Origin of the sequence: Halobiforma nitratireducens JCM 10879, assembly GCF_000337895.1 — an archaeon.
GTDB lineage: Archaea > Halobacteriota > Halobacteria > Halobacteriales > Natrialbaceae > Natronobacterium > Natronobacterium nitratireducens.
The window spans coordinates 62769-74984 of sequence record NZ_AOMA01000142.1 but is presented as its reverse complement, the minus strand read 5'-3'; the positions used below and the strand labels follow the sequence as shown (position 1 = coordinate 74984).

The window sequence follows — 12216 nt, the reverse complement described above, 5'->3', positions numbered from 1 at the left end:
CGACTCTCTCCGTCGCGTTCCACGGTCGCCGGAACCGAACGGCTATCTGTTGGATTTAAGCCAATAATTAACCCTCGTGTTGAGTATAGGGCAAAATATATCTCTCACCGAGATGGTTTCACGGTATGGCCGCAGATCCAGCACCCGACGAACTCCACTTTTCCGACGCGCCGTCGGTCGACGACGTGCCGGGGCAAAACTCCGAGCGCCTGATCGAGAAACAACGCGAGATCGACAGCAACGCCGTCGCCTATCCGCGCCGGATTCCGATCGCGATCGAGGAGGCCAGTGGTGCGACCGTTCGCGACGCCGACGGGAACACGTTTCTGGATTTCTTCGCCGGTATCGGCGTGCTCAACGTCGGTCACTCTAACCCGTACGTCCTCGAGGCGGTCCAGGAGCAACTCGAGTCGGTCGCACACACGATCGACTTCCCGACGGAGCCGCGACTCGAACTCATCGAGCGGCTGCGCGAGATCGCTCCTGGCGGTCTGCAGGGCTCGAGCAACGTCGTCTTCGGCGGGCCAAGCGGAAGCGACGCGATCGAAGGGTCGATCAAACTCGCCAAGCACAACACCGGCCGCCACGGATTGCTCGCCTTCGAGGGGTCGTATCACGGGACGACCGCGGGCGCGCTCAGCCTCACTGCGGGCAAAAAGTACAAGGACGGGTACGGTCCGCTGTTGCCCGACGCCGTCCACGCGCCGTATCCTTCCGCGACCGGCGACGATATCTCGCTTTCGCAGGCTCTCGAAACGGTCAAACGGAAGTTCGAGGACCCGTACGGCGGTCACGGGACGCCTGCCGGCATCTGGGTCGAGCCGATTCAGGGCGAAGGTGGCGTTGTGGTTCCGCCCGCAGGCTTTCTGCAGGGACTGCGTGACATCGCCGACGACAACGACGCGTTGCTGATCGTCGACGAGATCCAGACCGGCCTCGGCCGGACCGGCGAGTGGTTCGCATCCGACCACTTCGACGTCACGCCCGACGCGATCACGATGGCCAAGGCCTTGGGCGGAACGGGGCTCCCCATCGGGGCGATGTTGTACCACGAGGAGTACGACACCTGGGGGCCCGGTGGTCACGTCGGGACGTTCCGCGGGAACGTCCCCGCGATGATCGGCGGCGTTCGTGCCATCGACTACATCGAGTCCCACGACCTCCTCGCTCACGCGAGCGAGGTCGGTACCTACTTGCGAGACCGGTTCCGCGAGATCGCGGAAACGACGCCGGAACTGGTCGAAGTTCGCGGAAGAGGGCTGTTCGTCGGTCTCGAGTTCCACGAGGACGACACGCCGAGCGCGGATCTCGTCGAGGCGATTCAGCGCCGCTGTTACGAGAACGGCGTACTCGTCTGGAGCGCAGGCCGTCACGGCCACGTGTTGCGACTGATTCCGCCGCTCGTGCTGACAGAGGAACAGGCCCGAATCGGTGCGGACGTGATCTGCGAAGCGATCGAGACCGAGACCGGCGGACGATAACGAGAGGCAGCGAGCACAGAACCGACAGGCCTCGCAGTGACGACGGGGACGGCCGCTACTCCGAAGACGCTTTCTCTCCGATTCCCCGTCTCGCCATCAGGGCCTCCGGATCGTAATCCCCGAGCATGCTGATCCCGACCTCCTCTTTGATCGTCGAGATGGCGAACTTCGAACTCGTTCGCCGAATCTCGTCGATGGCCTCGTAGTCTTCGACGAGTTCCTCGACCATGTCCCGCGAGGTCAGTCGTGCGATGACGATAAAGTCCGTATCGCCCATCGTGAAGTACACCTGGTTTACACCCTCGATATCGGCGAGTTTGCGCCCGACAGCTTCGTGATACCCCTCGCCGAACTCGGCCCAGACTTCGGAGATGACAGTGATCTCGAGGCCGAACTTCTCGCGATCGATATCGAACAGATCGTTCGTGATGATCCCCGCTTCCTTCAGACTCTGAATGCGGTAGTGGACGGTCGATTTGGGAATCCCCGTCACTTCGTGGATCGTTTCGGTGTTGAACGTTTCTTCGTCGGCGATGGCGAACATGATCCGCACGTCGCGTTCGTCGAGTGACTCGCCCATTACACTCGTGTTGACCATCCAACTACTTGATTGTACCTAGCCCCGATTCGTAATCGAGTCGTGAGCGGCGGGGATCGGCCGTGCGTGTCGAAAGATTTAGTTCGGCGGGGGCGTAGGAACGGGTATGGACAGAGGACAGAACACCGGCGGACTGATGTCCAGTGCCGGGCTCGTCCGGTACTTCGACGCGGAGGACTCGAACGCGATTCTCATCAATCCGAAGACGGTCATCGCGACCGGGATCATGCTGGGCGTGCTCGTCCAGCTGCTGACGTTCGTCGCGTAACCGTTCGCCTTCGACCGTTTTCCCTCGCAGTTTCCCCTCGAGCGGGTCGTCTCCCGTCGGCGTCCCCGGATCGGTCCGGACCCGGAGGCGCGCCATTTTTCACTGCACTCTCCCTACCGGGGGGCATGACACTCGAGGCAGGCGTCGTCGCCGTCCAGGGCGACGTCGAGGAACACGCAGCCGCCATCGAACGCGCCGCCAAGACGCGGGGTCGCGAGGTGACGGTCCACGAAATCCGCGAGTCCGGAATCGTCCCCGAATGCGATCTGCTGGCGATGCCCGGCGGCGAGTCGACGACCATCTCCCGACTGATCCACGGCGAGGGTATCGCCCCCGAAATCCGGGCCCACGTCGAGGCCGGAAAACCGTTACTTGCCACCTGTGCGGGGTTGATCGTCGCCTCGAGCGACCCGAACGACGACCGGGTCGACGAGCTCGGCCTGCTCGATGTCACCGTCGAACGCAACGCCTTCGGCCGGCAGAAAGACAGCTTCGAGGCCCCCCTCGAGGTCGAGGGACTGAGCGGAGACGACCCGTATCCCGCGGTGTTTATTCGCGCACCGGCGATCGACGACGTCGAGAGCGGGGACGCCGAGGTGCTTGCGTCCTGGGACGGGCGTCCCGTCGCGGTCAGGCAGGGGCCGGTTGTCGGGACCGCGTTTCACCCCGAGTTGACGCCCGATAGTCGGTTCCACGGGCTGGCGTTTTTCGAGAACGATGCGGCATCGGTCTCCGCGGCCGGCAGCGGGGCTGATTCCTCGGAATCCGGAACGAGAACCGAGACCAAAGCCGAACGGTAATCCCGCCTTGACTGGACTGTCGCGATGGCCGGGGGCTCTGACGGTTTACTGTAGTCGAGGATGTCATAGAACTCTTGACACGGGCGGTTGCTCCCGCGTTGAATGACCGCAGATAACCGCTCGGTCGAGCGAGGGTTCAACTGCCAGCGATTCTGCCAGTTCTGGTAGCTGTTCTGAGTGGCGTGCTGAATATAGAGGGTAGATTCATCATCAGCCTCCGCGCGAGCGAAGCGAGCGCGGTTCCCGGGCGGCGAGGCCGAAGGCCGAGCCGCCCGCCTTTTTCATCGAAGTTTTTGCGCGAGTGGTTCGCCGGAGGCGAACCCGACGCGGAAAAAGTTCGCACCCTGTTTTCAGCACGGAATTTCTGACAGCCTCGAGTAGATTCCGCTCTCTCGTTGTCCATCGGTCCCCTGTACTGCCTGGCAGAGAGTAGTGGCGAATGGGGTGTGTGACTGTTCTATGACTCCCTATAGTAGCTACTGCAAGTCAGTGCGCACCTGCTCGCCAGAAAGGTCGGCGATCAGTGTGCAAATCGTTGCAGTTGTTACTATAGTAGTCAATTACCGCCGGTCGCGACCCCGTTCTGGCGAGCGGCGGTACATAGTAGCAATCAGTATCACACCGACCGCTCGGCGGTCGGCCCGTTTTGCATGCATTCGCGACCGGACACGTTTTTCTCCCTTGCTCCCATCAGTACTGATATGCAAGCATCCATCGACGCGGTCCGCGTCGCAGGGACGCCCCAGGGGCCGGTTCCAGTGGTCGTCCTCGCGGTCGACGGCGAGGACGACGTCGTCCCCATTTTCATCGGATTCGAGGAGGCGACCAGCATCGCCCGCGGCCTCGAGGCCGACGATATCGGGCGGCCGCTGACCCACGATCTGTTGCTCGACGTGATGGAGGAACTCGGCAGCCGGATCGACCGCGTCGTCGTCAACGAAATCGAACAGCGCGACGGCGGCCAGGGCGGCACCTACATCGCCGACCTCCACCTCGAGACACCCCGCGGGGAGACGGTCGTCGATGCCCGTCCCAGCGACTCCCTGGCGCTTGCGGCCCGGACCAACGCTCCGATCGAAGTAACCGAAGACGTCTTCGAGAACGGGCGAGACGACAGCGAGAAGTTTCAGGAACTGCAAGATATCCGCGACGTCTCCGGTGAGATGTAGATGGACGACACCCTGACAGAGCTGTTTGCCGTGATCGAGGATCGCAAGGAAACGCTGCCCGAGGACTCCTACACCGCGTCGCTGTTCACCCACGAGAAAGGCGAGAACGCGGTGCTCGAGAAACTCGGCGAGGAGACGACGGAACTCGTCCTCGCAGCGAAAGACGACGACCGCGACGAGGTCGCCTACGAGGCTGCCGATATCGTCTACCACCTCCTCGTCCTGCTCTCGATGAAGGAGATGGACCTCGAGGACCTCGAGGCGGAACTCGAGGCGCGTCGCTGATCGACGCGTCCGACGTTTCACGCCCGACTTCTATAGTAACAACTGCAACGGTTTGCACACCGATCGCCGAGCTTCTGGCGAGCAGGTGCGCACTGACTTGCAGCGGTACTTTAGTCACACAAAACACATTATCGAGTGGCACGAACGAGGCGGTATGCGTAGACGAACGGTCCTCGCGACGGCCGGCCTCGCGGCCGTTGCCAGGCTGTCTCTCCGACCCCGCCGATCCCTCCGAATCTGCCGATCCGGCCACGGATGACCCGGCCACGGACGACCCGGACAGCGACAACGAGCCACCGGCCTTCGACGCGACGCTCTCGTCTCCCGAATACGTGTTGTCGGTGGCCGGCCAGCACGCCGACGAGGCACGGTCCAACCAGATCACTGCGTTCGCTGACCTCCAGAAGCCGGTGGCCGACGCCGTCGAGACGGCGATCGCCGACGGCGAGTACGAGACCGACGAGGCCGACGACGCCCTGCTCGAGGGGCTGTTCGGCCTCCAGTACGTCGAGCGCGATGGGACGGTCTACGACGTCGAATACGAGGTGCCCGAGCACGTCGTTTCGGGAGCGGACGTGCCCGAGAGCGAGGTCGATCACGACCGGACGATATCCGGGATGGACGACACGATCCGCGTCCTGGGCGTCGACAACCAGGAGATCGTCAGCGCCGTCAACACCGTCCTCGAACCTGCCCGCGGCCCGGACGCGGAGGGCGGGGCAACCGGGAACGACTACCGGGCACCCATATTGGACCAGCACCTCGACGAATTCCTCGAGGAGTACGACTACGTCGCCTACCCAAGCGACGGCGAGGTCGGTCCCGAGCCGGAGGGGTACGTCGAACTCGAACTGGCCCACGAGGACCCCGGACCGCCTTACACCGTCTCGGCGACGGAAGTCACCGAAAAGCAGCGGTACGGTCGACCCGTCGTCGATGTCGGGAGCTACGCGGAACCGGCCGCCGCCACGCTCCGCGCCGCGGCCGAGCGCCGCCCCCTTTACACCGACGAGCGACCCGACGGCATCGGCGCGGCACTCGAGGGCGACGCCTACGTTCGAATCGACGACGATGTCTACGACCCCACTCTCGAGACCGTCGATCACGACGCAGTGCCGATCGACCTCGAGATCACCGCGGTCGAGCCGGACGACCGGACGTTCACGCTCGAGCTGTCCGCCGACGACGAACCGGTGGCGCTGTTCGGCGACGCGCCGGACCCGTTCGGCGTCCTCGATGCGTATCCGGTCGCGGACGGCGACGCCGACGCGACCGACGGACGGGCGATCCTCTGGACCGACACCTACGAGGACGACGGCCACGTCCACGTCGGCGAGTACGACGGCGGGCCCACGATCAGCGTCAACGACATCGGGATCACCACCCACCTCGAGCCCGGCGACACGGTCACCGAGACCTACGAGCTCCGTCCGGAGTGGGGCTTCGAAGGCGGCCGCTACCGCCTCGAGGACGCGCTGTCGGTCGAATGGGGTGGCGACCTCGAGGGGTCGGACGGCAGTACCGACGCTTCGGCGTACCCGTTTGCCGTGTCGCTTTCGGTGCCGCCTTTCGAGTCCTGACTGGGCCAGGATCGATTCGTACGCAGGTGGGGAGCCTGCATTCGCCCAGCATACGTTGATTATCGTGATCGGTGGCGATCGATCCGTGATGGCGCTCCAACGGATCGACCACGCGGACGACCACATGCAGGAGTGTATCGACAACTGCCTCGAGGCGGCCCAGGTCTGTGAGTGGTGTGTCGATGCCTGTGCGGACGAGGAAGGAATGGGCCGGTGTATCCGGCTCTGTCGGGACGTGGCCGACGTCGCCTCGCTTCACGCCCGGTTGATGGCTCGCGATTCGGGCTCCCACGAGGAGTTGGGCGAACTCTGTGCCGATCTCTGCGAGGCGTGTGCCGAGGAGTGTGAGCAACACGAGCACGAGCACTGCCAGGCCTGTGCCGAGATTCTGCCCCGTTGTGCCGAAAGCTGCCGGGAGATGGCGTCGGCCTGATCGATGGCGAACGCCCCCTCGCTACTGGGGACCGCCGAACGCGTTCCGTCCAGTACCGCCGACGCGATCAACGCGGAGAGCAGGCGGGAACTGGCCGATCGACTCCGGTACTACGCCGACGACCCCGACGAGATCGACGACCGGCTCGCCGAACTCGAGCGCGAGTGGGACATCGAGCGGACGCTCGAGTCGTTACGGGATACAGCAGGTGGGCGACGGTAGTCGGTAGCCGACTGCCGGGACCGCCGGTTCTCACAGGTAGCCGACCAGAGGCATCGCGAGACCGACGGCCCAGCCGACCAGTCCGAGACCGAAGAGCGCGGCCCCCTCCGCGTCGCTGCGGGCCGCTCCCGCAGCGAGCAGCCCGAGCGCGATCAGCAGTCCGAGCCGGTGGACGAGCAACTCGAGTGGCAGCGCCGTGATTCCGATCCCGACGAAGTCCGCGACGAACCCGACGCCGAGACCGACGACCGCGAACGAGAAGGCCGCCTGTGGAGACGGGGGGTCCCCCAGGAGGCTCGCGACGCGTTGCAATCGGAGGAACCGGCTGGCACGCTCGAGAGGCTGGGTGAACACGATCGCCGTGATCGGCAGCCCGGCCGCCAGCATCGCGTACGGGACGACGACGAACGCCTGTGGCGTGAGCCAGGGGACTGCCGCCTCCACAGCTAACCCGGCGCTTCGCGCGCCGAGGACGATCGCTGCGAGCGCACCCGCGAGGACGAACCCGCGGACGTTACGGTACGCCCACCCGAGCAGGGTCCGGGTTCCGCGGACGAGCCCGCGGACGGTTTCGGACTGACTGCCGGTCAGTCCGAAGAGGCCGAGTACTCCCAGTACGACCCCGTTCACGATCGGGGCGAGCACGGCCAGTTCGACGACCGAGAGCCAGCCGTCGTTCCAGCCGCCGTGTGTCCCGTGGTATTCCCGGCGCACTTCGTCGACGTACGGCTCCTCGAGGAACTCCGTCTCGAGAGCCACTTGAGAGTCCTGAATGTCGGTGACCGAGTGGCGAAGTCGGAAGAAATCGAAGTACTCCTGGTGGACCTGGATCGCCGTCCAGTCGTCGTACTCGGTCGTGTACGCACGGATGTGGTACCGGCTGCCGAGATACGTTCCCGTGTGGAGCTGGTACGACTCGTCGACCCAGACGGTCTCCGCGTCGTGGGGACCGGCGTCGACGTACGTGTACCGCGTCGAACCGTGGGCGTCGTCCCACTGGATACGGTCGTCGGCCTCGTCGTAGACCTCCGGCTCCGCCGCCGTCTCGGGATCGAGCTCCTCCCACTCGAGTTCCTCCTGGGCGACCAGCGCCTGCCGGACGCGCTCGTCCTCGCCGTGGACGACGAGGTTGATCGCGAGGGTCCGCTCGTCGGCCGATCGCTCCCGACTGGTGTAGGGCCAGATGTAGCTGCCGTTTTCCGCCGGCTGGATCAGCCGGTCTCGCTCGAGAGTCTCCGGCTCGGCGGGCTCCCCGAGCGGGTCGATCACACCCCCGGCGACGAGGTAGCTGGCGGCGAGGACGACCAGCCCCAGGAGCAAGAGGTAGCGACGGTTCATCGCTACTCGTTCATCACTTATAACTTATCACACATCACACATCACTCATCGTTCAGTGCGGCGATGTCCGGTCTCTTCTCCCTTCGTCGTCCACGGGTATGGTCGTCGGTGCTTGCAACAGCCGACGACTATCGGCCGACTGTCGGCCACTGTCACCGTCAATAGTGCTCTCGTCGCTGGCCCGTCGAACGCGTCGATTCCGGGTCCGGGTCCGAGTCCGAGTCCGAGTCCGAGTCCGGATTGAGTGCGCCGCCGATCGCCCCTGCGATGGCGCTCTCGAGGGCCATCACGGACGCGACGAGAAGCGCGACGACGAAGATTCCGGCTCCTGCGAGACCGGTCAGTAGCCCGCCTGCGGGGCCGGCGGCCCAGCCGGCGACGGCGACCAACAGCGCGATCAGCAGGCCCCCGACGATGCCACCCAGCGCGCCCGCGAGCAGGCCGTGCCAGAAGCCCCGAACGAACCCGCCACCCGCGAGGTATCCGGCGACGAACCCCCCGATCAGGCCGGCCGCCAACTGCCCGAGTCCCGGGAGTGTGAGTCCGATGAACCCGAGTCCCGCGGCGACGAGAAAGCCGACGAGAACCGCCCGCCAATTGGTCATACGGGGAGTAGCGGGTCGGCGAAGATAACCCCTCGCCGCGTAACGAACGACCTTATAAGACCGCGCGTTCTAGCTCTCGCTATGATTTTCGAAGACCTTCCGACGACGCCCACGTCGGAAGAGTTGATCGACAAGGCGTTTTCGCGGGCGGCACGGGCCGGCAAGGCCAAAGGCGGCCTCGAGGCCCAGCAGTCGATGCTCCAGACCGCAGCGAACATCATCTCGGACAACCTCGAGAACGTGGTCACGGCGTGGCCGGACTTCGAGTACGACGCTCACCCGTTCTACTACGAGTTGGCGGACGCGATCGTCGACGTCGACGAGCTCCGTCAGAGCCTCTCGGAAGTGATGTGGGCCAGCCGGAAGGCCCGCGAGATCCACGAGGAGTACCAGCCCCGCCTGCGGAAAACGGACGTCGACACCGCCCGAAAACACCGCAAGCAGGCGTTTGCCCGTCTGGCGGACATCGTCGAACAGATCGACGCCCACCTCCTGCGGATCAACGAGGCGCGCAACGATCTCCGGGACCTGCCCGACATCGACCCCGATGAACCGACGATCGTCGTCGCTGGCTACCCCAACGTCGGCAAATCCTCGCTCGTCAACGACGTCACGAGCGCCCGCGGTGAGACCGCTTCCTACCCGTTCACCACGAAAGGGATCGGCGTCGGCCACTTCGAGCGCGACCACATCCGGTACCAGATCGTCGACACCCCCGGCCTGCTCGACCGCCCGCCGGAGGAGCGAAACGAGATCGAATCCCAGGCCGTCAGTGCCATCGAACACCTCGCGGACTGTATGCTCGTACTGGTCGACCCCAGCGGCGAGTGTGGCTACCCGATCGAGTCACAACTCGAGCTCCGGGATGCGATTGCCGATCGGTTCGACTCGGTCCCCGTGCTCACGGTGGCGAACAAAACCGACCGCGAGGAGGTCTGGAACGCCGACCTCGAGGGTATGGACGCCGACCTCGAGATGAGCGTCGAGACCGACGAGAACGTCACGGGCGTTCTCGATGCAGCCGTCGACGCGGTCGACTACGAGCCCGAGTTACCGTTCGAGGAGTGATATGAAAGGGCCCGGAATCCTCTGGATGCTCCAGACGGCAGCCGGGCTCTCGATGGCCTGGCCGATGTTCTATATCGGTCTCTCGAATCTCGGAGCGGGACAGCTCCCCAGAGGGCTTGGCTTCATCGCGTTGGGTGCTATCGCGCTGTACCTGCCGACGTACTTTATCAATCGGATCGGTGGGCCTCGGGCCTGGGTGCGACGGCGACTCGGTCGTGGATCGACGGAGGGGAACGGGGATGGGGAGGGCGACGAAGACGACGAAGACGACGAAGACAAAATGGGGCAGAAACCGAGCACGATCGGTCGCATGTCTCGGTTGGTGTTGGGTTCCGAGTCCGAGTCCGAGTCCGACTCCCACGCCGACTGCAGTTCTCGTTCCGACTCCGACTCCGACCCCAACCCCGACCCCCACTCCGAATCCGAGCACGAACCCGAACGGGAATCCGAACCTGAAACTGAACCCGAATCGAACCTCCAACCCGAGGTCGACACGAGCCTGCTCGAGCGCGTCCGGCGACGACGCGACCGCTAAAACCGTCCCGAGTCAGCCGTCTCGAGACGCTTCCCCGTTGCCTTCGATCACGTTGACGTACCTGACTTCGACCGCAACCTGGTCGTCGCTGTGTTGGTTGATCCGCTCGCGTAACGTATCGGCCAGCGCCGGCGGGGCTTCGTCCGGTGGGCCACCGATCGTCACGACGACCTGTTCCGGACTGACGAACGGGTACTCGTCGTCCATCACGACCTCGAACTCGAGCAGCTGGTACTGGGCGAACTCCTCTTCCGAGAGGACGAGTTCGACCTCCTCGCGGGCGTTCTCCTCGAACGTCGCACTGACGTAGGAGGCGTAGGTGATCCCGCCGAGAAACAGCGCGAAGACGAACACGATCGCGGCGAGGCCGACGATCCGTCGGCGCACGCGCTGTTCGGTCTCGCCAAGCGAGAACAGGTTTTCGGGGCGGTAGCCGACGTACCACAGCGTGAGCAGTCCGGCGAGGTTCACCGAGAGGACGTTGACCAGCACGAGCGCCGTCGAGCCGATCGCGGCCGTCGGTTGACCCCACGCGATGGCGATCCCCGCTGCCGCCGCCGGCGGGATCAACGCCGCGGCGATCATCACACCGACCAGCGCGACCGAGGTGCCGGTAGCGATGCTGATGATTCCCGCGATGCCCGCCCCCAGCGCGATGGCCAGTGAGAGCAAGTCCGGCGCGAGCCGCTCCGAAATCTCCCCGACGGCCGTGATGTCGAGCCCCGGTGGCACGACGTTTGTCATCCGGACCAGCCACGCGAACACTGCCGCCGCTGCGATAGCGACCGCGACTCCGACGATCTGGTAGAAGACGCTCTCGGTGAACAGTTCCTCGTCGTCGATTACCGAACCGACGCTCGCGCCGAGCGCCGGGCCGATCAGCGGCGCGATCACCATCGACCCGACGACCACCGCTGGCGAGTCGAGCAGCAGGCCCGCAGTCGCGACCACGGCGCTGATGACCGTCATCACGGTGTAGACGCTGAACGTCGGCGTCAGCGACTCGGCTTCGGCCTGTAGCTCCTGCCGGGAGATTCGGTCGGTCTCGACGTCGCCGTTCTCGTACTCCTCGCGGAGCGCCTCGAACCGACGGGAGACGACCGTCTCCGCGTCGACGACGACGGTGTAGGCGTCCTCGTCGATCCCCGCCTCTTGTAGTTCGTCCAGCACCGGCTCGACGGCCGGCGACGGCAGCGGAAAGTAGACGACCGCGGTGTACTCCCGTCTGCTCTCCTCGTCGGTCACGACGTAGTCGATGCCGCGGTCCTCGAGTGCGCCGAGGACCGTCTCCCGCTTTCCCGTCGGCACCGTCAACTGTACGAGACGCACGTCGGGGGATGAGAATCCGGGGGGTCATAATTTGGGGCGCTTCGCTTCGATCTGCACATCTCGCTGCTCCGGTGCCGGCTGGTTCTCTGCTTGGTCTCTGTTCGTCCTCTCCTCGCTCTCTCCTCGCTCTCTCCTCGCTCTCTCCTCGCTCTCTCCTCGCTCTCTCCTCGCTCTCTCCTCGCTCTCTCCTCGCTCTCTCCTCGCTCTCTCCTCGCTCTCTCCTCGCTCTCTCCTCGCTCTCTCCTCGCTCTCTCCTCGCTCTCTCCTCGCTCTCTCCTCGCTCTCTCCTCGCTCGAGCCCGGTCGCCTACCGTCGTACGTGCGTCAAACGCGGGAACGAGCCGAACGTGTCGGGAACTCGAGGGGCAAGGTATGGAATATCGAGTATCGAGTATCGGCTATCGAGTCACGACCTGTGACCAGCGACTGGCGAACGACCACCGGCGACGAGAAACGGAAACGAACCACGATCCGAATCCACGATCCGCATCAGGGTATATATACCC

General features: G+C 64.7%; 14 protein-coding genes. 10 read left to right on the top strand and 4 right to left on the bottom strand.

Annotated elements, in window-relative coordinates; all coding sequences use genetic code 11:
• Positions 1–125: 125 nt before the first annotated feature.
• A complete protein-coding gene (locus tag C446_RS13755; protein ID WP_006673731.1) occupies positions 126–1481 on the top strand; it encodes an aspartate aminotransferase family protein in 1356 nt (451 codons plus the stop codon).
• A 55-nt stretch (positions 1482–1536) separates the two neighbouring features.
• Here the strand turns inward: C446_RS13755 and C446_RS13750 are convergent, their stop codons facing one another.
• A complete protein-coding gene (locus C446_RS13750; RefSeq protein WP_006673730.1) occupies positions 1537–2061 on the bottom strand; it encodes an Lrp/AsnC family transcriptional regulator in 525 nt (174 codons plus the stop codon).
• 124 nt (positions 2062–2185) lie between these two features.
• Between C446_RS13750 and C446_RS13745 the strand changes: the two genes are divergently transcribed.
• The 7 genes from C446_RS13745 to C446_RS13715 all read left to right on the top strand — a co-directional run bounded on the left by C446_RS13745 (position 2186) and on the right by C446_RS13715 (position 6836).
• The gene (locus C446_RS13745; protein ID WP_006673729.1) at positions 2186–2347 is read left to right on the top strand and encodes a preprotein translocase subunit Sec61beta; all 162 of its coding nucleotides are present in this window, start codon (positions 2186–2188) and stop codon (positions 2345–2347) included.
• Positions 2348–2472: 125 nt separating this feature from the next.
• Positions 2473–3147, top strand: coding sequence for a pyridoxal 5'-phosphate synthase glutaminase subunit PdxT (pdxT, locus tag C446_RS13740; protein WP_006673728.1), 675 nt, complete (start codon positions 2473–2475; stop codon positions 3145–3147).
• A 701-nt stretch (positions 3148–3848) separates the two neighbouring features.
• A complete protein-coding gene (locus C446_RS13735; RefSeq protein WP_006673727.1) occupies positions 3849–4316 on the top strand; it encodes a bifunctional nuclease family protein in 468 nt (155 codons plus the stop codon).
• Positions 4317–4601 (top strand): phosphoribosyl-ATP diphosphatase, encoded by a 285-nt coding sequence (gene hisE / locus C446_RS13730; protein WP_006673726.1) that lies wholly within the window; start codon positions 4317–4319, stop codon positions 4599–4601.
• 197 nt (positions 4602–4798) lie between these two features.
• Positions 4799–6181, top strand: coding sequence for a hypothetical protein (locus tag C446_RS13725; RefSeq protein WP_006673725.1), 1383 nt, complete (start codon positions 4799–4801; stop codon positions 6179–6181).
• Between the two features lie 88 nt (positions 6182–6269).
• Positions 6270–6614: a four-helix bundle copper-binding protein gene (locus C446_RS13720; protein ID WP_006673724.1), complete on the top strand. Its 345-nt coding sequence runs from the start codon at positions 6270–6272 to the stop codon at positions 6612–6614.
• Between the two features lie 3 nt (positions 6615–6617).
• Positions 6618–6836 carry a hypothetical protein gene (locus tag C446_RS13715; RefSeq protein WP_006673723.1) on the top strand — a complete coding sequence of 73 codons (219 nt, stop codon included), beginning with the start codon at positions 6618–6620 and terminating at the stop codon, positions 6834–6836.
• A gap of 30 nt (positions 6837–6866) precedes the next feature.
• On the opposite strand, the gene C446_RS13710 is transcribed toward C446_RS13715, so the two are convergent.
• Both C446_RS13710 and C446_RS13705 read right to left on the bottom strand, forming a co-directional pair.
• A complete protein-coding gene (locus C446_RS13710; protein ID WP_006673722.1) occupies positions 6867–8174 on the bottom strand; it encodes a hypothetical protein in 1308 nt (435 codons plus the stop codon).
• A gap of 158 nt (positions 8175–8332) precedes the next feature.
• Entirely contained in the window at positions 8333–8779 is a 447-nt protein-coding gene (locus C446_RS13705) for a DUF5518 domain-containing protein (protein ID WP_006673721.1), read from the bottom strand.
• Positions 8780–8860: 81 nt separating this feature from the next.
• Between C446_RS13705 and C446_RS13700 the strand changes: the two genes are divergently transcribed.
• The gene (locus C446_RS13700) at positions 8861–9847 is read left to right on the top strand and encodes an NOG1 family protein (RefSeq protein ID WP_006673720.1); all 987 of its coding nucleotides are present in this window, start codon (positions 8861–8863) and stop codon (positions 9845–9847) included.
• A gap of 1 nt (position 9848) precedes the next feature.
• On the top strand, positions 9849–10382 hold the full coding sequence (locus tag C446_RS20635; protein ID WP_006673719.1) for a hypothetical protein: 534 nt from the start codon (positions 9849–9851) through the stop codon (positions 10380–10382).
• A gap of 12 nt (positions 10383–10394) precedes the next feature.
• On the opposite strand, the gene C446_RS13690 is transcribed toward C446_RS20635, so the two are convergent.
• Positions 10395–11711, bottom strand: a complete 1317-nt coding sequence (locus C446_RS13690; protein ID WP_006673718.1) for a TIGR00341 family protein — start codon at positions 11709–11711, stop codon at positions 10395–10397.
• Between the last annotated feature and the right edge of the window lie 505 nt (positions 11712–12216).